Origin of the sequence: Flavobacterium sp. NPDC079362 (genome assembly GCF_050267765.1) — a bacterium.
GTDB lineage: Bacteria > Bacteroidota > Bacteroidia > Flavobacteriales > Flavobacteriaceae > Flavobacterium > Flavobacterium azizsancarii.
In genome coordinates this window covers 25,589-50,401 of sequence record NZ_JBNNFM010000020.1, presented here as the reverse complement: position 1 = coordinate 50,401, position 24,813 = coordinate 25,589, and the positions used below count along the sequence as shown (strand labels likewise).

Here is a 24,813-nt window from a genome sequence, read left to right as displayed (position 1 = left end):
GTTTTTTAGGAAAGGGCAAAAAAGGTGTTGTTACAGTATTTCTACTTTAACAGGTTTCGGCTGGATATGATCTGAGAATGCTGTGGTAATATTGAGACGTAAATCGTCTTCTTGTTCTATTTTGGCATCGCCGCCCAAATAACAGTTTTTGAATAATACTTCGAGAGCTTTAAACTCGTCCATTTTAGAAGCTTGCAATACGGCAGAACGAATGCTCATATCCGGTTTTTTAAAATAGGCAAACAAAGTCGTTTTGTCGTCATCTGCAATGGTCAGTTTTACTACTTTTTTATGTTTGTATTTCCATTGGTTGAGTTGCGCCTGAGTGATGTTTCCGTCAAGAACGTCGATGTTTTTTGAGTTTTCTGTTTCCATTTTAAAATTCTTTTATTGTTTTTATGATAGGGTAAATTGGTATCGGATTGAGTGGTGTCTTTTGCGTTTATTCTATTGCAATAACAAAGAATTAGCGGACACATGCATAAATGTCATATTCAGCTATAATTGCTGATTGACGTTTTATTTTTAATAGAAATTGAATTATTAAGAGATGCAGATTTTAAAAAAAAAGAGACTGCCTGAGTTATTGTTTTGGGGTTGAATAATCTCGAGGCAGCCTCTTGAAGAAGATGCCCTGCTTAAAGCGGACTAATAAAGAGCTTATAGAATAAGTTTGCTGGCAAAAAGCATGTTCTTTGAACTCCTTTTTTGCATAACGCAATTGATATTGGTTTTCTCTTTTTAGTCGGTTTTAAAGACAGGGAAGGGTATTATAATGTTAGGAATTTATCGGGATGATTAATTCCATTCAACATGAGAACAGATCAAGTCAAAAGATACCGCAATTTTAGTATCTCCCTGACTAATTCCTCTGCTGTTTGAGTTGAATTCGCAGTTTCTAACAGTGTGTGTGATTACTTCGTTACTGTCGTCCAGGTAACTTACAATGATGCTGAACGGATTGATGTCCTGCAATCTTTGTCCTTTTGGTAAAGCGGCTAAAATAGCTTCTACTTCGTAATTGTATAAAGTAATTGAAGCTTTTGCCTCGTATTTTCCTCTACCTCTGTGTACCGGCATATCTCCGGCTCCGTAATGGTTTTCTTTAGAAACTGAGTCGCTATAGTTTACAGCTGTAATTCCGGTAACGATATTACCTGCAATACTTACTTCAATAGATGACCAGCTGTGTTGTTGTCCGTTAATTAAGGGTAATTTATTCATATGTATCTTGATTTGTTTTTTATAATCCCGATAACGCTCGGGAGCTATCATTTTGATTAATTGTTTTTTAGAGTAACTCAATTATCGTGATAGTAGTGGTGAATTTTTGTTGTTAATGAATGATAAGAAATCGTATAAATTATGCTTTATCGATTCCGAATGGATTTTTAAATCCTAAATCAACCATAATTTTACGGGCAGTTCCAATTGGAGTAATTTCAGCTTTTACTTTTAATTCTGAAGTGGCTAAAATGTTTTGTTTTGGATCAACATAAACATCAAAATCAGAAACTTCCTGATTGCCTACCATTCCTTCTAAAGCAGATCTGCATAAACCTTCAAAGCTTTTTGAAACAGATTGAGGCAGTTTACCATCAATATCTACTAAAACCGGAGAAGCCAATTTTGGCAATAAAGCGGTACGTAATAAACGAGTAGCTTTATTGATTGTACGGTTGTTTTCGACATAAGCAAAGTCTAAAGTTCCAAGAGTACAGGTGTGGCTGTCGTTAAAATAAAGACCAGGTAAACCAGTGTGCGTTTTTGTAAAAATGAATCTTTTTTCGTTTAATTCTCTTAAAGTGCCAAGATCCTTAATTTCTTTTCCGCCTACAAAACCAGCTTTGGCAAAACCTTCACCAGTTAGATTGAATTTTTCGATCCAGGCAATGTTTTCAGATACTTTTGCTTTAGAAATGGCACCTAATGCTAATCCAACTGCTGCTGAATTTTTGTATTTACTTGCTTTTTCCAAATCCATAGCCACAACTACAGATACGTTTTCAGAATCTGATCCGGCTAAAGAAGCTGCATCAACAGTAAAACCTTTTCCTTCTAAAATAATTTCAAAAGGCATATAATCTGCATAAGCAAGATCAGCTTGAGTTTGCGCTGCTAAAACTGCAGCTTGAGTTTGTGCAAATGTGGTTGCTCCGGAATAGATAATGGCCATTTGACGAATATTTCCGTTTGCTTTTTCCTGCATGTCCATTGCTTTAGCAACAATGTCCTCATAAGAAGTGGCAGCAGTTTTCATAATATATAAATCACCGGAAGGATTCATTCTGAAAAATTGCTGAATTTGATAGTAAACAGACTGACCACTTACATCATATTGTTCTGTAATACCTAAGGCTTCGGCATCTTCTAATGATGCTAAACGTTTTACTGTGTCAGATTCTAATTCTAATTTTAATTCAGGCAAAATCCCGGTAGGTTCATCAAAAAGTAATCCTGAAACCATGTCCTGCTCCGGACTTCTTCTTCCTAATCCGCCTGATAGTTTGGTAATCACTACATCGTTTAATGTACTCATAATATAAATTGTTTTAAGTGTTGAAAATTTGTTCTTGTTTTTTGCCCGAAAAAAGGCAAAAGAAGGGCCGTAACAAGTTGTTGAATTTGTTATGAATCAGCTATTTATTATGTTAAAAATGATATTCGTAATCGGGAATCCAAAAAGTAGAAAGGGTATTTTTGGACGTGGTATAAAAACCGGTTTTTCAATTGGATCCTGTTCTTGGCCAGGAGATAAACTTGCTTTTGATATCGAGTACAAATTTAAGGCTCAAGGTTGCTTTTTCCAATTTTTTTAATCGTCAAAACCAGTAGTTTCAGTGCTTTAAGCTCTGGCCTCTGTAGCGAGTCCTTCGTTTATAATGGTGTAGATAGTACGCTCTGTGAGGAACAAAGTATCCGAAAGTTCAGATACTACAACTTTCATTTGTTTAGCTTGATTTCTATTTAGATAGTTGATCACATACTCTCTCCTTTTGTCTAATAGTGTTCTGCTTCTCTTCATGTTTTGGGTTTTAAAAAGATAGGTTGATTTTATTTATGATTTGGCTTCGTGTGCTGCGGTATTTTTATGCCATGTAATTTTATTTGATTGCTTATTGAGATTAAGTAGTGGTTTTTAAATCAATATTTCCTTCGACCTGATTAGGGTTTATTCCAATTATTCCAGATTCTAAGTCATATCCTAATTCCTCCAGTTTTTCATTACTTAAACCATTATTAAAAAGGATGTATTTCTTTTTTAAGATATTTTCTATTAAGGTGGTTTTGTACGTGATCTCCCAAATAAAAAAATCATTTTTGTTCCAGTACGTGTGTTCGTTTGTACATTGTTTTTCTCTTATCTTAAACGTTGAGTTAGTATCTATAGCAGCATTACTGTTGCTTTTAGACAATACTGCTTTGTCTATTCGCTGGGCAATATCAAACGCATTTGCATAACTTGTAGAAGAAATAGTTGCTACAGGTAATATTAGATACAGACAAAATGATACATCTGCTTTGTAGTTTTTTTCAGAAGATGTTTCCCAGTCTACGGTATCATATTTAAACATTACTACCGGTGTTTCAATAGCATCTTTAAAAATGGCATCACTATAAAGTTGAACTATTGGTGCATTAGAAGTGAACTCTATTTCGATTGCGTTCTTTTTTTCGGTATAAAAATCTTTTAGAATCATATGGTGGATTATTTTTGACAAATATACAACATATGTTTTAGTTTGTGCAACATATTACGATGAAAAATGCAGTAATTTCAGTAATATGATTTAGTTTTTTATATTGACTATTAGAGTAATACAGTAAGAAAAAGGCTTTAAATGTCTTTATGTTCAGCTGTTACGTAAAATAAATAGAAAAGAATGCTATTATTTATGATATATTTTTTAGTTTTGCAACATATAGTGGAATGTGTATTATTATTTAAAACATATTACATAATTAAAACAAATGCAACAACATGGAAATACATACTAAGATAAAACGTATTATAGACGAGCTGAAGTTAAATAATAACTCATTTGCGAAGTTAATAGGAGTAACCAGTACTACAATAGATAGTATCACTATTGGAAGATTGCAGTCTGACGGAGAAAGAAAAAGGACAAAGCCAGGTTTTGATTTGCTGCAAAGTATCATTACGCATTGTAATGTAAACCCGGACTATTTTTTTGGAAATAGTGATGAAATTTTCGCCAATAAAACAACTGGCGAAGTGGGGCTGAATCTACCTAAGATTATAACGGTAAATGAAGACGGGGAGGAGAATATTAATTTTGTCGGAGTAAAAGCAAGAGCAGGTTATTTAGACGGTTATTCTGATCCGGAATATATGGAAAGTCTTCCGTCATTCAGTATGCCAATGTTAAAAAACGGTACCTACAGATGTTTTGAAATAAAAGGAAACTCGATGTCGACAACCATTCATGACGGCGATTACCTTTTTGGGAAATACGTCGATAATTTTGATGATATCCTTGACGGAAGAATTTATGTTATTATCAGTAAGAATGATGGAGTAGTAGTAAAAAGGGTTTTAAACCGAATCAGGGAAAGTGGAAAATTAATCCTGAAATCCGACAACAGAGACGGAAATTACCCAATGTATTCTATTTATGCCGAGGATATTCTGGAAGTTTGGTACGCAAGCATGTATGCTTCTAAGCAAATGCCCGATCCTATTAATATCTATGAAAAGATTCACGATCTCGAAAGTAAATTTTATGAAATGGAAGAGACTTTGAGAAAAAAATTAAACTAATATTTTTCTAAATAAAATGAGACTTTGAAATATTAGACTTTGAGATTTTTTAAAATAAAAAAAAGCATCTCTTACGTTGAAACGTAATAGGTGCTTTTTCATTTTAAAACGAGAACTTTTAAGAAATGCTTCCGGTTCCCGTTCCGGTTTGGGCTGATGCAGAACCTGTTGTAGTTACTGTGGTGGTTACGGTTCCTGATTTGACAAACGCCTCGATTGCAGTTGCTACTTTTGCTGCAAGGTTATCGATAGACGACGCGTTATCTGTTTTTTCTTTTTCCTCTTTTAAAAGAGCTTTTATTGATCCTTCTAAACCTGATTTATTTAAAGCCATTGTTATTTTATTTTAATAGTTGTGCTAATTTTTCTTTTATTCCTGTAAGCTGAGTAGAATTGATTGGAGGACCTGAAGGACCAACTGGTGTGGGAACGGTAATTTTAACTATTTCATCAATCAGCCCATTTAGCTCGGTGAGTAAATTTTTTCCTTCGGCATTAATTTTAAATTTATCATCCATTTCTAAAGTTAATTTACCCTTAATAAATGAAGTTTTGGTATCTGAAATTAAAGCTTCAAAACCGTCTTTAATGATGACTTTTGCTTCTTTATCTTTTAAATTAAAGATGGTATTTCCTTTATTGAGATTAATTTCGGTCTGTAATTCGTCAAATGTTATTTTTTGTTTTTCAGTACCTTCTTTATCTAAAAATTGTATTGCTGCCTTTGAATTTTCTCCAGAAGAAAGGGAGAAATTTAAACGCTCTTTAATATCTTCACCATTAACAGTACTTAAAATAGTTTGCTGCTGATTTCCATTAAAGATGTTCTTAGCAATTTCTTTACCATTTTCATCATAGAAAGACGTGGTAATATTTGAATCTTTTTTGCCGCTAAATTCTATTTGAGCAATATTTTTGTAAGTAGGCTTTGCAGTTGATGATGCATTATTTTCGCTGGATTGTTTGAATAACATTTGGAATTTATCTACTTCAGTATTGATTTCCAGATATTGATTTTCATCATTCTTGAATCGAATAAAAGAACGTTCAATTTCAGAAAATTGCGAAACAAACGCTCTCGTTTCGACTCCATCTATAATGGTAGCCAAAACCCAACTGTCTTTTTTAGGAATAATAATAATTCCTTGTTCTGCATCGAGGATTGAAGCTTTCAATCGTACGTTTTTAAGTATGGCACCATCAGCGCGCATGATGTTTACGGTATAAGCATCTTCAGGATTATGGAGCGATGCTGTTTCTGTGTTTATTTCGATGACTTTTGCAGCAAAAGTCTCAATAATTTGATTTTTACCAGCGACATCTTTTATTAAATCTGTTATATTTCCCATTTTGTGTTTTTATACTGTTTCTACTCTTCGTCCTATATAAATCTTTTGCCTATAGCCGTTTTCGCCATAACTTCGTTCTACTTTTTCGACCTGAAAAGTGCCGTTTTTTTCTTTGTCCTTGGCGTTTTCCAAAATTACCTTGTCTGTAGGTCTTACGAATGGTTCACCAAAAGTTAGGAAATAGCCTTCAAATCCGCTTGGTTTCGATTGCATGGCCCTTGAAGCGGCATATTGGTACAATGCTGCAGCAACTTCTGTTGTTGCTTTTTTGAAAGCCGCAGGATCATTAGGCAAATCATCGTTGTCATTATGCAATACATGGGTTTTGACTAATTGCCCATTCGGATCACCTAATTCGATATAAATTGGCGTATTCGAATTTTTAAAGTATTTTTCTACTCTGGTACGGGTATTCTTTGTCGTTTCATTTACCGCGACTAGTTTATCTTCGATAATATTGTAACGAAATCTAAAACGTACTTTTCCCAGAAAACCTCCCGAAACAGATTGCGCTATTTTATTGAACTGTGCACTTAAAAGACTAAGTCCTTGGTTGATTAGTTTTTTGACCAATGCTCCCGCTAACGGACTTTTAATGAAATTTCGATCAATAAAGCTGGCTAATTCGGCTGTAGTATGCTGCTGTGGGTTATTCGTAATTGTAAGTACAGGAGCCAGGTTTTCGGTTTTAAAATACGTATAAATTCCTTTGTCTTTAAGCATCTCGAAAACCTGAGCTAAACTTTGGTTTCTGTTAATCATGACATTCCCCAATTCTTCGTCAAGCGCATTTACTTTAAAAGGTAGTTTTAGTTCTTTGATTCTTTTTTCGAAGAAAGTTTTAGGATTAAAGCTTTCAATATTTGTTGTAGGGTTGGTTGCTACAATATTCAAAATATCCTTTTTATCCTGAACATCATCGTCTTTTACGGCTTTTACTTTTTTAAACGCATACATCGCATCCTCGCAGGTAATGACAGCATGGATATCAGTTTGTACTCCTGTGATATAACCTCTGAAAGCCGGTTTGTAATCGCCATCATAGCCTAAAAATATTTCGATAAAATTTTCGAGTTTAAAAAAATCGTAAATTGATTTTTCTTCTCCGCTGGCGTTGGCAAATAAGTTTTGATCAAATCCTTTAGTATCGGTATATACTTTTTGCGGCATTACAATAGTCGCCGTATCCGTAAGGGATTTGTACGAACTGCTGATGTCTACATTTTTGACATAAGTAAATTCATAATATTTAGGAGTGGGGATGAGTCGTACCGTTTCGTAGACTCTGATTTTGGCATTTAGGTTAAGCATTGTCTCTGATTATTAGTTCAACGGTTTCATCTGATGTAGCACTGGCCGTAAATTTTTGAATGTTTTTTGTTCCTGAAATCGAAGGGATAGCGTAGGAGTCGATCACTAATTCGTAAATACCAAATCGGTTTAAGATGGCATGCGTTACTCTTAGAGCATAAGGGGCATTCAGGAATTGTTTCAGTAAAAAAAGCTTTTCTTTTGGGTATTCATCTCCGGTTTCATTCGCGATTAGTCCGTCTATAGAAATACTAAAATCACCATTTGTAATATGTTCCTTGATGGTTGAATCACGTCCTTCGATTCCTTCTTTTTTGATGACTTTCGAACGGTTTAGGTTGACAGTAACAGCATCTATTCGTAAACTGGGTAAATTAAGGTCTTTTTTTACCAATGGCTCAAAAACCAAAGGAGCGAAGACTCTCAGGTTAAATTCGCCTCCGGTTTTATCGATAATAAAATCTTTCGATTCTGATTCGTTGTAGTTAATGCCTGTATATTCGGTTTCTTTGGTGGCTAAAATTTCGTTTACATTAAAATTGAATTTCATAATGATTTATTTTTTTGTTTTTAATTTGAAAATGTTTGGGCAAAGGCGGTCATGAATGTGTTTTCCATTCTTTTCTCTTTGTGTTTTTGTAACCACAAAGCTTCTTCAAGCAGTTTATAAAACTCATCCATTGCTAATTGATAAGGATCGACATGAAAAGCATACCGAATAAGTGCTGCTGATTTTTTGAACTCGTCTTTTTGCGGTGTTGTATCGATGAAGAATTCACTATCGTTTTTGATCATGGCGACAATAGAATTTCCTGCCGAAAGCATGAATTCATCATCGTAATTTTCTGTATCCAGGACACATTCCTGAAATAAAAACAGAATTGCTTCATGGGGATTGTCCTTGTATTTATTTTGATAATTAAGAAATGTAGTGAAAGTTGGCTTTTTGCAATAAGCAGTAATTATTTGATCATCAGAGGTCAGCTTTAATACTGTACCGTATTTTTCTTTTAGTTTTTGCAGTGTTGTTTGGTCTGGCATTTTTATGGTTTTAGAGATTGTGAGATTAAATGTTGCTGTCTCTGCTTTCTTTTTTTAGGACTTCGGTGAGACTCTCATTTTTTTCGGATACGCTTAGAGGCGTGATGTTAAAACTTTCTATAAAAATGTTTCCCTCTGTGGTTTGTCCCAAGGGATTTTTGAAATTGCTCATGTCTGGTGTTTTAGGCGTTTCTCCTAAGTCTCTTGGTGTATAATCCATGATGGGTGAATGTTTAATGGTTAATATGATTATTGAAGGTATTGTCTACAGATGAGGTATCCATTCTCAAAAAAAAATGAAAATAAAGTGCATTATTATGTCTGTTTTGGGATGCTAATAGTGGTTATTAGAGTATGTAAAAATAGGGCAGAAGTGGGTGAAAAACGAAAAATTGAGCTGTCGTTTTCAGTAGTTTCAGTAGAATGTAAATAGTGTTAATATTCTGTGATATAATTGATTGTGGTTTTTAATTAGACTATTTTGGAGAATTGTTATTCTCTGAAAAAATAATTCTATGACTACATTTTTCGAATAAGTTTTACACTCCGCTATTCGCAGACAAAAAACACCCAAAATCATTAGAGATAAATATTCTCAGACGATTTTGGGTGTGGGTTTAAAAATTAATTAGAGTTTATTTTTGAATATTAGCTAATTTTTTAGTTGGTGTCTTGAGATAAAGTATTGTCTAATTGGACTTTGTTATATCGTACTGAAAATTGAAAGATACATCTCTCGGCCCCGTTCCTATTTCGGAGTTAAATTGTACAATAGCTTCAGTACCTCCATTTAAATATACCTGACACGGGTATGCCGCAGTTCCGGCGGTAGTAGTGAATACGGTACCTTGGCCGCAATAGAAATTAGTTGCAGAGCCTGCAATATTTATAGGTAATGATATTCTAAATCTCGATAATGTAGAGCTCGTAGTGATGTTCAAATTAACGTTAGCCTGAACAGAAACTACATTTCCTACTTTTATATAATTGGACATTCTGCCTATCCCGTTTATAGATACATTAGTTATTTCTGAGACTGTTGCGGTATAACTTCCTGAAGTTCCGGCCGGGGCGTTTGTAGGTATATCTGATAACAAAGCTATTACTCCACTATTATTTGGGAAACTATAAGTTTGCGCCGTACTAAGTAGATCAGTTTTAAATGTCGCAAATTGTCGTGAAGATGATCCAGACGCTATAGCTATATCATTTCCTATGGCAGTTATAGTTGCAGATCCTGAACCTGTTGGTTTCGAGGGGCTTCCAAGCCAGGATATAAAAGAACTATCCAATTTTAAACCTGTATTAAGTGTTAAAAATCCGCTTTTAGATTCATCACCCGTTTTATGAATTACATTTGCGTCATTAGTATAAACATTTGAATCTACAGATCCATCAGCTTTTAAAAATTGCGATGCTGTACCTCCTGTTTTAATAAAAGATTTTCCTGTTATATCTCCTAATTTGCCTACTGTAAAAACGTCTGTAAGGTTATTTTGAACCGTTATAGGAACAACTGTACTAGCTGTTGTGTTTTTAATCAATAATCCTTTTCCGCCTACTGAACTTTGTAAATCTAAACCCATCAATATAGAATTAGATCCAGATATAGATTTTAAATCAAAAGTAGTACCATTAGTATTAGTACTAAAATTATTTATAAGTTGTAAAACTGTTGCGGGGCTACCATCGCTATTCGCTGCACTTTTTTGGCCTGTCCAACTTTCGTTACCCGTTTTGTGTAAAGCTGTAGGAGTAGTAGGTAAATCTGCCGTACCTCCTAAATCTCCGGTAAGTTTTACAACGCCTTTTACTGTAGTGGTTGCATCTGGGCTAGTTCCGCCTATTGCCATATCACCTGTACCAACTATCGATTCTCCATTGATTGTTTTAAAATCATCTGCTAAAGTTAATCGGTAAGTTCCCCAAGTTTTAGGTACAGGTATGAGTACTGTTGCGTCATAAGTTGGATTCACGGCATCAAATTCCATAGTAACCGTATGTGAACTCCCGCCACCTGACCTGGTTCTCGTCATTTGTGCCTTACCTTCATAAACACCAACTCGACCATCTACATTTCCTGATGTATTTGTAAAATAAGATTGATTGTTCCAGATAGCAAAACTACTTCCCTGATTATTTCCATTGTTTACAGAGCCCCAAATATGTCTGTCATAGGAACTCCCTTCTAATATATCGAGGAAGTTGAAACCTTCTTTACTTACTCTGCCACCAAAATCAACAACGCTTTGTAAGTTCTGATTTCCTCCGCCTTCTATCGTAATATCTCCTTCTCCAACTATCGTTTCTCCATTGATTGTTTTAAAATCTTCTGTTGTTGCCAAAGTTTTTACATTCCCATCTGAAGTAAGAGGCAGTTTGATTGTACAGGCTCCGGAACTCTCCTCATTTAATACAATGCCTTGCTTAACCGGATTTCCGGATAGATTTTTATTTAATGATAATTCATCAGCTGATATATTTGCGAAAGTAGTTCCTTCGTCTTTACTTACTGAAACCCCCAGTTTATTAATATCGGTAATAAGAAAACCGGTTTCTGCTTTGGCCGAAATATTTAGACCTCCCTCATGTACTGTTGTTTGCGATTCTTCGTCCTCTGATAAGAGATTTATACTTGTATTTGTAGCATTTCTGTCTTTATCTAATACTTCTTGCAGAGTTGGGATGTCTCCGGCACCTCCGCTGATCAGGATATCTCCTTCTCCAAGAATAGATTCTCCATTGATAGTTTTAAAATCTTCTGTAGTAGCTATCGTGTATGTTTTGCCTTCTTCTGATTTTGCCGGAAATCTTAGTTGAGTATTAGCAACAGGATCAGATATGTCAATAACAGTCTGATTATTCGATTTATCCCTGGTTAATATAACATTGCCTTCTGAAAGCGTTATATTGCCTATGTCATTAGAATCTAATACAGTATGATCAAATGATAATTGATTTTTTAATTGATAGATAGCTGTTTTTTCGGTTTCATCAGAAACGATAATCTCATTATATTTCGAAGTACCGTAATCGCCCATCAGGGTTGCTTTACTTTGGCCATAAGAAGCAGTAGGATCTGCATCTAAAACGGATTTTAGACCTTGAGGTTCGATGTCTAAATTACCTTCTCCAAGAATAGATTCTCCGTTAATGGTTTTAAAATCGTCTGTCGTGGCTAAGGTATAGACTTCTTCGTCATTAGTTTCCTTAAGTTTAAATACAGTAGTTCCTTTTGAATTAGGATTACGTCTAATACACGCGTCTCCTTGTCTTTGAAGTGTTGCAGCATTTGCAGATCCTAAAATGATCTCACCTGATTCTATTGTCTCATTAGATGAATTACGGTCTAATGCGGTAGATAATTGTATTGTAGCATTGTTGTTATCTAAAAATATATAATTTGGATTTATCTGAGCAGTATTTGATCCGCTTGTTAATATAATCCCTTTATTTGCTTTATTATCTGTATCTAATACCTGTTGTAATGTTGGAATATCTCCGCCAGCTTCAATAATTATATCCCCAGTTCCAAGAATAGTTTCCCCATTAATAGTTCTAAATTCAGGTTTGTTAAGTAATTGGCTAAAGCCCGATTCGCTGTTCCAGTCCGTATTTACTTGTGGTGCATGAGCGTTTTTATCGGCGATGTGCTGGTCTAAAATTGTTTTGTCAGCTTTAGATAAGAGCAATTCGTCAAGCCCGTCGACCTCTTTTACAGGGATTTTATCAAATTTATGTCGAAAGGAATCCCAGGTATCCCAAAATTGAGTTTGTGTTGGTTTTAAACCCGTTCTGAACCATTGTTTTATGGTATTTAATGTTTGTAAAGCCATGTTTTTTGTGTTTGTTATTTATTGCTATTAATGTTTAATTCAGGCAGAATCATTTTCTCTAAGTAGGAGAGGAGGATGTTCTTATAAAACATCCTGAAAATTTGCGAATTGACGTGTTTAGATGAACACGGTTATTCGGTTTATGAGCGTGTAAAAGTAGTATGGAAAGCCCCATAAAAAAGAAAAATGAGATGAGTGCTTTCTGTAGTTTCATTAGAAAAAAATAACGATTTTAAGTCGTTAAGAAAACACCCAGGAATTATCAAAGATTTTATTTTTTCTTTTTATCCTGGATGTTTCATTTTAAAATAAAGGCAAAGTATTATTGCTGCTTGTTAAAACATTTTTTTATTCCTGCCATTTGACTTTTCTACCTTTCTTCGGTCGAAAATAAAGAAGTAATACTTGGTAATGCCGCTGATAAAAACAGCCCCAACAATTTGATTCGGTTAATGTTTACTAATGATAATCCTGCATCTTGCAAAAGATCGAATTTTGTATCAACTAAGCCAGTTAAAACAATTAAAAGACTAATGATTACGGTGATTTTTGATTTATTCATATGATTAATTTGAGGTTGTTTTTATTATAAGTATTTAGTCGTAGCTGAATTTGATAGGAGTACTATCTGATAATTTATCTCTATTCAAAGCTTGTATTCTCAAGATAAGTATAATACCGAGCATAACGAAGATGAAATATGTTATGTAAAAGTCTGCTGTAAAATCTCCTAGTAGATTTGCTACTACTTGCTTTATTGTGTTCATTATTTATATTTAATTATTATTTCTCTACCCAAGCCGACCAAGTACCTTCGCTTTTAACCCTTACATATAGTTTACCTGCGTTAGCACCGTTTATATAAGTAATTTTCTGAACTCCGTCTGTACTATTGTATCTTAAAGATTCAAGACTATAAAAGCCCACATTACCTGCTACATTTTCAGAATCTCCAAACGTGTTTAAAGATGTATAGTTAGTCATTGAATTATATACTACTAATGCATTATTAGCAATATAGTTTGATACTATCCCTGTTGTGGAAATAGTTCCATTCACTTGAAATTTTGCCTCGTTGTCTGTTGTTGTTCCTACTAATGTATTACCATTAGGTAAAACTGTCAATGCATTAGTTCCACCAACTACAAGTCTTATACCTGATCCTCCGTCTGCTTGAACTTTGGCGAAACCATTATCATAATAGTAAAAACCTTTTCCTACTCCATTGATAGAAGAAATAAAGCCACCTCCGTATGATGTCGTGCCATCAATAGTAAGCCATTTTGAGCCACCACCTACGCTTAAAGGTTTTGATATTCCAATACCTACGTTACCATTAAAAAATCCATTTCCTAATTTATCAATACTAGACGTGGTAGATCCATTATTCGTTCCTAAAAATAGATTTCCTGAAAATCCTGTGCCTCCATTTGCTACAAAAGCAGCGCTGCCACTTCTTGCTTGTACAAATATTGCGTCTCCTGCTTCTGAACTTGTGTCAACCTCGATTCCTCTAGCTCCTCCACTTACAGTAATACCTATACCTGAAGAGTTAGCTCCACTTCCTGGACTAATATTAAGCATTTTACCTCCATTAAAAACAGATCCATAAATGTCTATTCCTCCCGATTCGGTGTTATCTGAAAAAAAACGTTTTCTTCCATGAAGATCTTCTGTACCTGTTTTATGTACAACGTTTGCATCTAAAGCATAAGGCGTCAAATCATCTGTAGTAGCTATTATTCCGGATTTAGACTGTAAAGTTTGTATATAACTTCCAGCTATGTCGGAAGACGCTTTTAACTCTATATTAACCTCTTGTCTTTGAAGATTTACAGAGTTTGGCGTAATAGTAGAAGCTTCATTGTTATAAAGACCATCAAGTTTTATAGCACCTCTACCCAGAGTAGTCTTATAGTCTCCATCTGTTATAAAAATAACTTTTTCTGAAACATTACCTCTCGATAATACTTGATCAAGACCTTGATCTCCTGTTATATATATATATTACCTTCTCCTAGAATAGATTGCCCATTAATAGTTTTAAAATCGTCTGTTGCTGCTAAGGTTCTACTATTTGGTCCTGTTTTTAATGTAGGTAAGTAAATTGTACCTGTAGCGTTTGGTTCTATACCCCTGGATGCTAAGCGTACTTTATCAGATTCATTCAGAGAGTTATAAAACTCTATCTGATCAGATAGTATGCTAATTCTCTTATTCTGATTTCTACTTTCTACACTAATTATGTTAGGAGACGTTGTAACTGAATTGCCTCTTTGATTGTCAACAGAAATATTAAATCCGTTCAATGTACTGGTAGCTTCGTTAGGGTAATTTAATACCATAGTTTTACCTATTGCAGTATTACCTGCATCTAATATTTGGTCAAATGTTTGAGACCCAACACCTCCAACGTTTCCCGCAATAACATTACCATCTACATCAATTCCTAAACTTCTATCTAATGTACCGGCTGGTACAGATTTTATATTTAATTTGTCAACGTATGTTGTATCGCTTTCTATGCCAGTTATGTTAGCACCTAATACTATTGTATTTTCGTTATTAGCAAATGAGTTATTTCCATGAACAAATGAGTATAGACCATTAGCTTCTGATTCATTACCTCCAGCATGTGAATTTTCTCCTAGAGCTATAGTTAGATTACCTTCTGCATGTGAATAATCACCTAATGCTGTTGTTTGTTTACCTTCTGCGTGTGAATATATGCCTTGTGCAATTGTTTGGTAGCCTTCAGAATGTGATCCAGTCCCAAATGCTTTTGTTGCTTGCCCTTCTGCATGTGAATATGGGCCTTGTGCACTTGTTTGATATCCTTCAGAATGTGATGCGCTACTGGAAGAAGTGGTCTCGTTCCCTTCTGCATGACTATTATTTCCTGATGATTGAGTGAATGAGCCTTCTGCATACGAAGCATAGCCACTTGCTGCTGTTTGGTGGCCTATAGCTATTGATTTTGTTCCACTAGCTTCATTATCACCATCAACTGTTGTTATGGAAGTACTAACTGTGCCAGCTTTCCATAAAGTTGTACCACTAATAACAATATCTCCCTCTCCAACAATAGATTCCCCATTAATGGTTTTAAAATCTTCTGTTGTTGCCAAAGTTTTTACATTACCATCTGAAGTCAGAGGCAGCTTGATTGTAGAAGCTCCGGAACTCTCCTCATTTAATACAATGCCTTGCTTAACCGGATTTCCTGATAGATTTTTATTTAATGATAGTTCATCAGCTAATACATTTACGAAAGTAGTTTCTTCGTCTTTACTTACTGAAACTCCCAGTTTATTAATATCGGTAATAAGAAAACCGGTTTCTGCTTTGGCCGAAATATTTAGACCACCCTCATGTACCGTTGTTTGCGATTCTTCGTCCTCTGATAAGAGATTTATACTTGCATTTGTCGCATTTCTGTCTTTATCTAATACTTCTTGCAGAGTAGGGATGTCTCCGGCACCTCCACTGATAAGGATATCACCTGAACCTACAATAGATTCTCCATTAATGGTTTTAAAATCTTCTGTAGTAGCTATCGTGTATGTTTTACCTTCTTCTGATTTTGCCGGAAACCTTAATTGCGTATTAGCGACAGGATCAGATATATCGACAACCGTCTGATTATTAGATTTATCCCTGGTTAATATAACATTGCCTTCTGAAAGCGTTATATTCCCTATGTCATTAGAATCTAACACAGTATGGTCAAATGATAATTGATTTTTTAACTGATAGATCCCTGTTTTTTCGGTTTCATCAGAAACGATAAGCTCATTATATTTCGAATTGCCGTAATCGCCCATAACAGTTGCTTTACTTTGGCCATAAGAAGCAGTCGGATCTGCATCTAAAACGGACTTTAGACCTCGAGGTTCAATGTCTAAATTACCTTCTCCAACAATAGATTCTCCGTTGATTGTTTTAAAATCATCTGTAGCAGCTAATGTTATTTCCTTACCTTTAGTTACAGGTAAATTTACTGTGCTAACGCCTGTAGAAGATTCATTAATTCGTAAATACGATTCAGCAGTATCAGCAGTATCCCGATTAAAAAATATCCCTTGAGGATTTAGCGAAACATGTTGACTATCATCTCGTGTAACAACACCAGCAGAATCAATAGCTACTAACATATCTGAATTACTATCCGTTAAACGTATAGATCTCGAATCTATGCTTGTTTTTAGCCAATTATAATAGTCATCGTTAAATATTATGCTGTTTGTGGTTTCATTACCATTGGCTAAAGTTGTTTGTAAATTCTGGGATCCGCCTGCTTCAATAATTATATTTCCACCACCTGTCAATGGCTCTCCATTGATAGTTTTAAATTCAGGTTTGTTAAGTAATTGACTAAAACCGGACTCACTATTCCAATCCGTATTTACTTGTGGTGCATGAGCATTTTTATCGGCGATGTGGCTGTCCAGAGCGGTTTTGTCAGCTTTTGAAAGGAGTAATTCGTCCAATCCCTCGACCTCTTTTACAGGGATTTTATCAAATTTATGTCGAAAGGAATCCCAGGTATCCCAAAATTGAGTTTGTGTTGGTTTTAAACCCGTTTTAAACCATTGTTTTATGGTATTTAATGTTTGTAAAGCCATATTTTTTTTCTTTTAAATGATGTAATTATTTGATTTTGATAAGTTGAATCTTCTTCAGTATGGAGACGAACAACAGATCTTGTAGTTGTGTTCCTTTTCAATTTAGGGTAGGGTTAAATTTCCTGTCTGGAATCTTTTTTCTAAATATGTGATTAAGAAAAGTTGTGAATTACTCTTGTCGGGTATTTTAGGCATTTTTGACATGCCTGTTGATAATACATAATCCATAATGGCTGCTGTTTTAGTGTGATTAATATATAGTGTGATGATTGTTTTTTTTGAAAAATAAGAGAAGCCTTTTTGAATTATTGTTCGATAAAAGGAATATCACTATTTAATTTTTGAGGGTGTAAAAGTAGGACAGAAGAATACAAAATGAACTAAAAAAAGCCTTGTAAATTCAGTAGTTTCAGTAAAACGATAAATTGCTGAAACTACTGAATACAAGTGTCTTGAAGTTTAGAAATTGCAAACATTGATACTATTTTTACACCCAGAAAAACACCAAGAGATGAGTAAAAATGCAATCCATAATTTCAATCTTTCCATACAAAATAGTGCTGATATAAAAGCCTCAGAAGACTTAACGAAAACCATCATAAAAGAGCTGGCCAAAGTTTCGAAAGAAATGAGCCAGCAAAAAGATATAGTACAGGAATGGCAGGAGCAAAAAAAACAGAATGCCGCTGCTATTGCCAACAATACTATTGCCTCAACCGAAGGAGGCGCCATCGATACTACTGCTGAAATCAAAAAAACAGCACTGTCGATTGGCAATACTCCTTTGGTTTCCGGAGGAACAGTGTCAAATCTGGATGTTTCGTCAGCTACTATTTCTTTACCGACAACATCAACTTCAGGCACTCTAATCGGAGGAGACGTTATCGATACCACTGGCAGAACAACAAGAAGCTCTGCAACTTCAGACAACACTACGCCTCCAACATCAGGGGCAGAAAGTAATACGCTCAATTTTAGCAGCGGAACAACAACGCAAACGTATACAAGTGTCGCAGCACAAGAGACGCTAACGGTTTCTCAAACACTTCAGACAAATAATAACGAGCCAAAAACAGAAGTTGTTAGAGCAGAAATAAAAAAGAGATTAGAAGCTGCAATGGCAGCAAATAATACTGTCGAAACAGCGTATTGGAGAAACATTGCTAAAGCTTTTGATGAAGGAGCGACTGCCAAAGATTTTGATGGTAAACCAGATGACATGCTATTTACTAAAATGTATGACCAGCTAAAACAGTCTGCTAAAATTACTGTAGAAAGTCAAAACTTTAACTGGGAAACCGTTCGTCAAAAAATGATTGAAGCAATTGATGCTAACATACTGAACGGAACAATTTCTGTGAAAAATAAAACGCGTTGGGAAACAATCAAAAAACAATTAGGCGATGATAAAACTAATATTGCAAACCTTTTTGAACAATACGACGAACTGTTTTTACTGCTGAAAGAAGTAGAAGGATTGAGTGCATTACCCAATACGATCACAATAACTACCAAAACAAAGATATATCCTAATTTAAGTGCTGACCAATTATATGCTTCAATAGGAAGAGAAGACGTTTATGTATTCCTAAGAGAAATAAACAACGAAGAAATTCGTGGAAGTGCAGTAGATAAAGGTGCGGTAAAAATTAAAAACACAACGGCAAAGTCATTTATTATTGGAGAAAGCCTGGAATTTTTCCTTGATGAAAAATTTATAAACCAAAACCTGTATAAAAAAGAAGATATCAATTGGATTGTTCGTAATGTTCAAAACAAAAAAGATGAAGGAATTGTTTTTGTAAATGAGGGAACTTCATTTAGTTATAATTTCGATACAGCCGGCGTTTACAGAATTGATGCCTATGGTTACAAACCTACAATAAAAGGCAGCAAAAATGCCGGAACATCTACTTTTATAGAATTAGAAATAGTTGCCCAGCAAATTGAGATTAAATCTCCATTTAAAGACAGTTTCACAAGAGCTTCTGTAAAAGAGCAATTGTTTAAAGTAAACCTGAAAAATACCAAAGTAAAAACATTAAATCCGTTAAAACTTTATTATCAGCTAGAAAAGAAAACAGCCAATAAAGTAACTGAAATTTCTGAGGAACTGGAATTAGATGCAGGAGGTATCATTAAACTAGCCTTGCCTGAATTGGGCGAATATAAAATTAAAGTAACCAGTAAAGATCAATATGCATTAAGTAAAGAATCTAAAATCTCAGTAATTAAAAATGAAGTGACGAGTATTGGTTACGTAAAAGATGCATCAGCTACAGGTGTGTTTTTATTAGGTGATCCAAATAGAAAGTTGACTTTAGAAGCCAAAACGTTTAAAATAAATCCTCCTACAGATGAAGAAAAAGAAGATGTAAAATGGATGATTTATGATGCTAATAATAAACCCTACTTGTCACCAGGTACAGCAATAATGAATAAAGATAAAAATCCTAAAAAAGAATATTTTCACCAATGGGGTTTCTACGATGTTCCGATTCCTCAAAAAGTGGGAAATTATACAGTAGAAGCTTATAGTGACATTCAGAAAGGCAGTAAATCGAATTCTATTTTTAAAATAGAAGTAAAACAGCCACAAGTTACAGCAGCTTATTGGGCATGGAGCGGTGGAAGCAAAAAAATAACCTCAGGTTTTTCAGGTGAAAGTAATTGGATCAAAGCTGCAATTCCGTATTACAGTAATCAAACTGTCAGAATATATTTTTATCTCAATAACAAAAAAACAAAACATTATTTAGATGTAAAGACCAATGGAGAAGGGGTTATTTTTAAAGAAATAAAATTTGATTCTGATTTCAGGAAACTCATCGGATTTGAAAACGGTAAAATTGCCAAAATTGGATTTAAATTATTAGGAATCCAGAACGGGAAACCATGTCCATTTAAGGTCCCGGCTAATTATGAATCTGATACCCTTTTGTCCGTTACAACATATGCAAAAATCCTTGATGCCTATTTTATGTATGATAGCAATAGAGTAACAACACAAGATGAAATTCCGTTTGGCGAAAATGGAGCAGTTGTAACTATTGTAGCTAAAACGCAAAATATGGTTGGAAAAGAAATTGTGTTGACAGCCCATAAAGTGGGAGAGAAACCAACTTATAGCAACGCAGTAATAATAAATTCTGAAGGAGTCGCAATAACCAGTTTTATTTTGAAAAACCTTAATAAGAAATTGAAAAAGGGGACAAAAATAAAGTACTATGTTGGTATTGAAGGATATTCTACGAAGCATTTGACAGATAAATTGTTGACTATGGTTATGGGTGTTGGTACGAATAAAGATAATGAAGAAATACTTGATGAAAATGATCCACAATTGATTTGGGGATCTAAAGTAAGTAAGGAATTTAGAGTAAAAGTAGTACAAATTTGTAAAAATATAGAAAAACAAAAAGGAATTCCATTTTCTCCAAATGTATTAATGAATATTATAGCTTTTGAAACTAATTTATCTTTTTCTCCAAAAGCAGGTACTTTCGGGAAAATTATGGACGATAATAAAAAAGCTGGATTCGTAGGATTAATACAATTTGGGATAGATGCTTCAAAAGATTTAAAAGTAAAGCGTTCTGTACTATTTAATATGACAGCTGAAGAGCAGTTAGATTATGTTGAGAAATGGTTTTTATTAAAGAGTAAAAATGAATTAAAGACCGCAACAGATATTTATTTATCTGTAAATTATCCCACTGCTGCAGGAATAGGACATTTAGATAATGAAGTCGTATATGGTGATCCAAAAGCTGCTTATAGAGCTAACAAACCTTTCTTGAGAGAAGCTGATGAAATTGATGAAAATGGGAAGTCAGTAGGTAAAGATGGTGGAAAGACTTATGTCTGGGAAGTTAGAGAAGCGTTAGAAGAAAATGAAATAGAAGGACAATATTCAAAAAATACTGTCTTAATGAATAAATCTTATAGTTTAATAATGAGCAATCCAAAAGAAATTTTTAATTTGGACACCTCGTTAACCTTCTGTTATTTTAGCGCTAGACAAATAAAAGAAATTAGAAAGCTTATTGACAAGTTGCAAACTAATGAAGAGAAAATAAAAGCTTACCGTATTTTGCAGTATTTTGCAGAGTATAATAGCCAAAGAGATGCAAAATATAAGAAACTAGCCGATACAATGTGTAATGTAACTAGTGAATCGATTGCATTACAATATTTAGGTCAGATGAACCCTGCTCCAGATCCTAATATGAAGATGGAAGATTTTATGATGACTATGATTAGAGACATTCTAAAACAAGGAGACGATAGTAGATATGAAGCTAATACCAGGGTAAAAATAGCGAATGAACTAGGAATTAAAGGTGGGTTTATAGGTGTTGGAGGGATCTATGATAAAAAGACTCATAAAAAAATGTTAGAAGATAAATTAAATAAAGGTTATGGTGTTTGTATGTCTTTGTTGGGACATATTGTCAGGGTAGTAGATGTAAATGACATTGGAATAATCGTTGATGATCCATATGGAAAAATACAGAGTTTTAAGATAAGAAAAGAAAAAGGGAATAAGGGCGGATACAATGGAGGTAAAAATTATTCAAATAATTCCATATTAAAAGGAGAGTCCAATCTTTGGTTATGGGAACAACTTAAAAAAGATAAAATTAAATTTAATTATTATGAATGGTATTATTTATAGAATAACAATTATTTGCACATTATTTATTCTGCTTGGGTGTAAAAAAGAATCTATAAAAAAAGAATCTAAAAGTAATGTACTTAGCATTAATGATATCGAATTAATAAAATTTCATGATACATTACGGCTTGATTATGAAGGTGATGATCTTGGGGAGGATATTAATTTAGGCAAAAATAAATTTCGATATAAATCATTATTATTTGATAAGATGGTTTTAGAAAGTCAAGATTTACAACAATTTAAAAAATTGAAGTATAATGATGAGAAATCTTTTGAGTGGATTAGAATTAAAAGAAGAGTCAACTTAAATTCCAATTATAATACCGTAATAATTTCCACTTTGGAATCAGTTTACACTTTATTAAATTACAATTCGAAAGATGAACTAGTAGATTTTTTAGACTTATCAAAATTCAATCAACAAATCTGTCAATGTACATCCAGCGTTTACATTAATAAAAAAGGTATTATTCATTGTCAAATAGAATCCGGCAAACCTTTTCATGCTTATGTAGATTATAAGGTTAATGATAAAGGCAAGTTTGAAATTATTGATCAGTTTACTCCTCCTGATGAAGAAAAAATGGTTGCTCCGGACAGACTTGAATATATTATAAGAAAAACAGCTTTAGTGAGTGATAATGTTAATCTCAAGTCATACTTAGAATCAGATGATTTTACTTCTTCAAATACCACATATATAGATGAAAAGGATATTAAAAACATTTTGTTTTCCAAAAGTCATTCTAAAGAGGTGTACAAATTATTTTACGACTCGATCAAACGATATAATGAGAAAGATAAAAGTTTGAATGTTTTAGGAAAAGTTTCAAATAAAAGTAATATACTGTTGATTTGTAATTTAAACAGAGCAGACCAAATAAGTGCTATATTTATTTTAAATAAGAATCACGAAATTACAGATTGTAAAATTTATAGAATTGATGATCAATCAGCTAATGAGAGAATATCAGAGTTGATAAAATAATAAAACATTAACTGAATAAATGTAATGTTAATATGCTTTACAATTTTTATAAGTTAAAACTACCTCTAAAACAGGTAGTTTTTTTGTTTAAAAGAATATCCTATTTTAGCGTAAAGCAAAATATGAGTTAATACTTTTTTTGCTCTCGTAGATTATTTAAACAGGGAAGCACAGGATACAAATACAGGATTAGTATTTTAAATTTAAACTTTAAGATGAATTAATTTGTTAAGTTTAACATGTTGCATAGTAATGATTAAAGTCAATCTAAAAACATTAAAAGATGCAAAATAATACAATCCTTCGAAATGCTTTCAAAATGAAGCTTAAACCGGGTTTCGAGGCAGAATATAAAAAACGGCACGACGAAATCTGGCCGGAACTTGTCACCTTGCTTTCAGACACAGGAATACAGGATTACAGTATTTTTCTGGACGAAGAAACACTGATACTTTTCGCCGTTCAAAAAATAAGTGCGGATTTTGATGAAAATTTACTGCCAAATCATCCCATTGTCAAAAAGTGGTGGGCGTATATGAGCGATATCATGGAAACAAATCCTGATAATTCGCCAGCGGCCACTTCATTAAAAGAAGTTTTTCATTTAGATTAAGGATAAAATATTTTAAGAATCAATTTGTATTTTGCTAAACTAACAAACTAACCATGAACTATAAACCAACCAGAATTATAATAGTATTTGCCTTAGGATTATGTACTATGGTTAATGCCCAGAAAACAGATGCCACAGCGCCACTGCATCTAACACAGCCGGATTATCCAACGCCCTATGTGATCCCTCAAAAGGAAAATATAAAAGCAGTATTAGACAGAGTTTATAATTTTTTAGATAAAAATTCAGCTTCTAAGATTGTAGATGCAAATACTAAAGCGGTAATTACGGATTATAAAAAAAGCAATCAGGATATTATTTTCGAACCCGGTGCTTTTAGACTAACAAGTTACGAATGGGGAGTAACCTATGCCGGAATGCTTTTAGCGGCAAACGCTACAGGCGAAAAGTATTTTGCTGATTATTCCAATAAAAGAATACAATTAATAACAGATATCGCTGCCAATTATAAGGAGAAAAATATCAAAGATGTCGATATGGTTAAAACGCTTCATCCGGAAGCACTAGATTTTGCAGGTGCTCTTTGTGCTGCATTTATTAAGGCCAAAAAAGAAGGATTAAAAGCCAATATTGATCCTTTGGTCAACAATTATATTGACTTTATCAGTAATAAACAATTTAGGCTAAAAGACCGAACATTAGCAAGAAACAGACCTCAGGACAATACGCTTTGGTTAGATGATATGTTTATGAGTGTTCCGGCATTGGCACAAATGGGAAGTTATACCGGAGATGTAAAATACTTTGACGATGCTGTTAAACAAGTCAATCAGTTTTCTGAGCGAATGTTCAACAGTCAGAAAGGAATTTATATGCACGGCTGGGTCGAGTCTATGCAGGTTCATCCACAGTTTCATTGGGCAAGGGCAAATGGGTGGGCTCTTATGACCATGGTCGAATTGTTAGAAGTGTTACCTAAAAATCATCCCGGATATCCCCAGGTTTTGTCCCAACTGCAAAAGCATATTGCCGGATTGATGCAATATCAGGACGGGACCGGTTTTTGGCACCAGTTATTAGATCGAAATGATTCTTATTTAGAAACTTCGGCAACCGCCATTTATGCCTATTCGGTTGCCAGAGCCATCAATCGCGGTTATGTGGATAAGATGACCTATGCTCCGGCTGTACTGTTGGCCTGGAATGCCGTAGCGTCAAAAGTAAATGATAAAGGCCAGGTAGAAGGAACCTGCGTTGGAACCGGAATGGCTTTTGATCCCGCATTCTATTACCATCGTCCTGTCAACGTTTTCGCTGCTCACGGTTATGGTCCCGTTTTACTGGCGGGTGCCGAAGTAATTTTACTTTTGAAGGAAAGTCAGTTCGAGCTAAATGACAGCGCCATACAATTGAAAATTCCCGGAAAAAACAATCAGGTAAAATAAAAATAAGTTAGAAGTTAAATGGAAGAAGTCAGATGTTGAAATGGTATTTTGTTAATTTATATAATAAGTTAACTTTTTATCATTTCACACAAACACGCAGCGCCGCAAAGTTTATGGTATATAAGCTTTGCGAAATTTACGGTTAAACTCTCATTTCAACCTTGAAACAAAGAAAACCTG

20 protein-coding genes are annotated in these 24,813 nt (G+C 34.1%); 5 read left to right on the top strand and 15 right to left on the bottom strand.

Annotated features, from left to right (window positions below):
- Positions 1–30: 30 nt before the first annotated feature.
- From ACQKCJ_RS16435 to ACQKCJ_RS16415, 5 genes are all read right to left on the bottom strand, one after another.
- Positions 31–375 (bottom strand): hypothetical protein, encoded by a 345-nt coding sequence (locus ACQKCJ_RS16435; RefSeq protein ID WP_271336246.1) that lies wholly within the window; start codon positions 373–375, stop codon positions 31–33.
- A gap of 423 nt (positions 376–798) precedes the next feature.
- Positions 799–1,224 carry a hypothetical protein gene (locus ACQKCJ_RS16430; RefSeq protein ID WP_035684757.1) on the bottom strand — a complete coding sequence of 142 codons (426 nt, stop codon included), beginning with the start codon at positions 1,222–1,224 and terminating at the stop codon, positions 799–801.
- Between the two features lie 139 nt (positions 1,225–1,363).
- On the bottom strand, positions 1,364–2,539 hold the full coding sequence (locus tag ACQKCJ_RS16425) for a DUF2586 domain-containing protein (protein ID WP_427402445.1): 1,176 nt from the start codon (positions 2,537–2,539) through the stop codon (positions 1,364–1,366).
- Positions 2,540–2,845: 306 nt separating this feature from the next.
- Positions 2,846–3,025, bottom strand: a complete 180-nt coding sequence (locus tag ACQKCJ_RS16420) for a hypothetical protein (protein WP_065450601.1) — start codon at positions 3,023–3,025, stop codon at positions 2,846–2,848.
- Between the two features lie 100 nt (positions 3,026–3,125).
- Entirely contained in the window at positions 3,126–3,701 is a 576-nt protein-coding gene (locus ACQKCJ_RS16415) for a hypothetical protein (RefSeq protein ID WP_427402444.1), read from the bottom strand.
- Positions 3,702–3,982: 281 nt separating this feature from the next.
- Between ACQKCJ_RS16415 and ACQKCJ_RS16410 the strand changes: the two genes are divergently transcribed.
- Entirely contained in the window at positions 3,983–4,783 is an 801-nt protein-coding gene (locus ACQKCJ_RS16410) for an XRE family transcriptional regulator (RefSeq protein ID WP_271336242.1), read from the top strand.
- Between the two features lie 118 nt (positions 4,784–4,901).
- On the opposite strand, the gene ACQKCJ_RS16405 is transcribed toward ACQKCJ_RS16410, so the two are convergent.
- The 10 genes from ACQKCJ_RS16405 to ACQKCJ_RS16360 all read right to left on the bottom strand — a co-directional run bounded on the left by ACQKCJ_RS16405 (position 4,902) and on the right by ACQKCJ_RS16360 (position 16,945).
- Positions 4,902–5,117 (bottom strand): hypothetical protein, encoded by a 216-nt coding sequence (locus ACQKCJ_RS16405; protein ID WP_427402443.1) that lies wholly within the window; start codon positions 5,115–5,117, stop codon positions 4,902–4,904.
- A 7-nt stretch (positions 5,118–5,124) separates the two neighbouring features.
- Positions 5,125–6,132: a hypothetical protein gene (locus tag ACQKCJ_RS16400; protein ID WP_271336240.1), complete on the bottom strand. Its 1,008-nt coding sequence runs from the start codon at positions 6,130–6,132 to the stop codon at positions 5,125–5,127.
- A 9-nt stretch (positions 6,133–6,141) separates the two neighbouring features.
- Positions 6,142–7,443, bottom strand: a complete 1,302-nt coding sequence (locus tag ACQKCJ_RS16395; protein WP_427402442.1) for a hypothetical protein — start codon at positions 7,441–7,443, stop codon at positions 6,142–6,144.
- Positions 7,436–7,993, bottom strand: coding sequence for a DUF6046 domain-containing protein (locus tag ACQKCJ_RS16390; protein ID WP_427402441.1), 558 nt, complete (start codon positions 7,991–7,993; stop codon positions 7,436–7,438). Before ACQKCJ_RS16390 ends, ACQKCJ_RS16395 begins: the two co-directional genes overlap by 8 nt.
- 20 nt (positions 7,994–8,013) lie before the next feature.
- Positions 8,014–8,484, bottom strand: coding sequence for a hypothetical protein (locus ACQKCJ_RS16385; RefSeq protein ID WP_427402440.1), 471 nt, complete (start codon positions 8,482–8,484; stop codon positions 8,014–8,016).
- 25 nt (positions 8,485–8,509) lie between these two features.
- Entirely contained in the window at positions 8,510–8,704 is a 195-nt protein-coding gene (locus ACQKCJ_RS16380; protein WP_271336236.1) for a hypothetical protein, read from the bottom strand.
- A 469-nt stretch (positions 8,705–9,173) separates the two neighbouring features.
- A complete protein-coding gene (locus ACQKCJ_RS16375; protein ID WP_427402439.1) occupies positions 9,174–12,320 on the bottom strand; it encodes a hypothetical protein in 3,147 nt (1,048 codons plus the stop codon).
- Positions 12,321–12,690: 370 nt separating this feature from the next.
- Positions 12,691–12,882: a hypothetical protein gene (locus tag ACQKCJ_RS16370; RefSeq protein ID WP_427402438.1), complete on the bottom strand. Its 192-nt coding sequence runs from the start codon at positions 12,880–12,882 to the stop codon at positions 12,691–12,693.
- A 221-nt stretch (positions 12,883–13,103) separates the two neighbouring features.
- The gene (locus ACQKCJ_RS16365; protein WP_427402437.1) at positions 13,104–14,042 is read right to left on the bottom strand and encodes a hypothetical protein; all 939 of its coding nucleotides are present in this window, start codon (positions 14,040–14,042) and stop codon (positions 13,104–13,106) included.
- 272 nt (positions 14,043–14,314) lie between these two features.
- Entirely contained in the window at positions 14,315–16,945 is a 2,631-nt protein-coding gene (locus tag ACQKCJ_RS16360) for a hypothetical protein (RefSeq protein WP_427402436.1), read from the bottom strand.
- Between the two features lie 511 nt (positions 16,946–17,456).
- Here ACQKCJ_RS16360 and ACQKCJ_RS16355 point away from each other — a divergent pair.
- The 4 genes from ACQKCJ_RS16355 (at position 17,457) to ACQKCJ_RS16340 (ending at position 24,633) form a co-directional block, all read left to right on the top strand.
- On the top strand, positions 17,457–21,623 hold the full coding sequence (locus tag ACQKCJ_RS16355) for a hypothetical protein (RefSeq protein ID WP_427402435.1): 4,167 nt from the start codon (positions 17,457–17,459) through the stop codon (positions 21,621–21,623).
- Positions 21,604–22,614: a hypothetical protein gene (locus tag ACQKCJ_RS16350; RefSeq protein ID WP_427402434.1), complete on the top strand. Its 1,011-nt coding sequence runs from the start codon at positions 21,604–21,606 to the stop codon at positions 22,612–22,614. The genes ACQKCJ_RS16355 and ACQKCJ_RS16350 overlap by 20 nt, the downstream gene beginning before the upstream one ends.
- Before the next feature lie 283 nt (positions 22,615–22,897).
- Positions 22,898–23,227, top strand: coding sequence for an L-rhamnose mutarotase (gene rhaM / locus ACQKCJ_RS16345; RefSeq protein ID WP_427402433.1), 330 nt, complete (start codon positions 22,898–22,900; stop codon positions 23,225–23,227).
- 53 nt (positions 23,228–23,280) lie between these two features.
- Positions 23,281–24,633, top strand: a complete 1,353-nt coding sequence (locus tag ACQKCJ_RS16340) for a glycoside hydrolase family 88/105 protein (protein ID WP_427402432.1) — start codon at positions 23,281–23,283, stop codon at positions 24,631–24,633.
- Positions 24,634–24,813 lie beyond the last annotated feature (180 nt).

Bases quoted from the DNA above. Each gene is read 5' to 3' on its own strand.
- ACQKCJ_RS16435 (WP_271336246.1), bottom strand. From the start codon at position 375: ATGGAAACAGAAAACTCAAAAAACATCGACGTTCTTGACGGAAACATC.
- ACQKCJ_RS16430 (WP_035684757.1), bottom strand. From the start codon at position 1,224: ATGAATAAATTACCCTTAATTAACGGACAACAACACAGCTGGTCATCT.
- ACQKCJ_RS16425 (WP_427402445.1), bottom strand. From the start codon at position 2,539: ATGAGTACATTAAACGATGTAGTGATTACCAAACTATCAGGCGGATTA.
- ACQKCJ_RS16420 (WP_065450601.1), bottom strand. From the start codon at position 3,025: ATGAAGAGAAGCAGAACACTATTAGACAAAAGGAGAGAGTATGTGATC.
- ACQKCJ_RS16415 (WP_427402444.1), bottom strand. From the start codon at position 3,701: ATGATTCTAAAAGATTTTTATACCGAAAAAAAGAACGCAATCGAAATA.
- ACQKCJ_RS16410 (WP_271336242.1), top strand. From the start codon at position 3,983: ATGGAAATACATACTAAGATAAAACGTATTATAGACGAGCTGAAGTTA.
- ACQKCJ_RS16405 (WP_427402443.1), bottom strand. From the start codon at position 5,117: ATGGCTTTAAATAAATCAGGTTTAGAAGGATCAATAAAAGCTCTTTTA.
- ACQKCJ_RS16400 (WP_271336240.1), bottom strand. From the start codon at position 6,132: ATGGGAAATATAACAGATTTAATAAAAGATGTCGCTGGTAAAAATCAA.
- ACQKCJ_RS16395 (WP_427402442.1), bottom strand. From the start codon at position 7,443: ATGCTTAACCTAAATGCCAAAATCAGAGTCTACGAAACGGTACGACTC.
- ACQKCJ_RS16390 (WP_427402441.1), bottom strand. From the start codon at position 7,993: ATGAAATTCAATTTTAATGTAAACGAAATTTTAGCCACCAAAGAAACC.
- ACQKCJ_RS16385 (WP_427402440.1), bottom strand. From the start codon at position 8,484: ATGCCAGACCAAACAACACTGCAAAAACTAAAAGAAAAATACGGTACA.
- ACQKCJ_RS16380 (WP_271336236.1), bottom strand. From the start codon at position 8,704: ATGGATTATACACCAAGAGACTTAGGAGAAACGCCTAAAACACCAGAC.
- ACQKCJ_RS16375 (WP_427402439.1), bottom strand. From the start codon at position 12,320: ATGGCTTTACAAACATTAAATACCATAAAACAATGGTTCAGAACGGGT.
- ACQKCJ_RS16370 (WP_427402438.1), bottom strand. From the start codon at position 12,882: ATGAATAAATCAAAAATCACCGTAATCATTAGTCTTTTAATTGTTTTA.
- ACQKCJ_RS16360 (WP_427402436.1), bottom strand. From the start codon at position 16,945: ATGGCTTTACAAACATTAAATACCATAAAACAATGGTTTAAAACGGGT.
- ACQKCJ_RS16355 (WP_427402435.1), top strand. From the start codon at position 17,457: ATGAGTAAAAATGCAATCCATAATTTCAATCTTTCCATACAAAATAGT.
- ACQKCJ_RS16350 (WP_427402434.1), top strand. From the start codon at position 21,604: ATGAATGGTATTATTTATAGAATAACAATTATTTGCACATTATTTATT.
- rhaM (WP_427402433.1), top strand. From the start codon at position 22,898: ATGCAAAATAATACAATCCTTCGAAATGCTTTCAAAATGAAGCTTAAA.
- ACQKCJ_RS16340 (WP_427402432.1), top strand. From the start codon at position 23,281: ATGAACTATAAACCAACCAGAATTATAATAGTATTTGCCTTAGGATTA.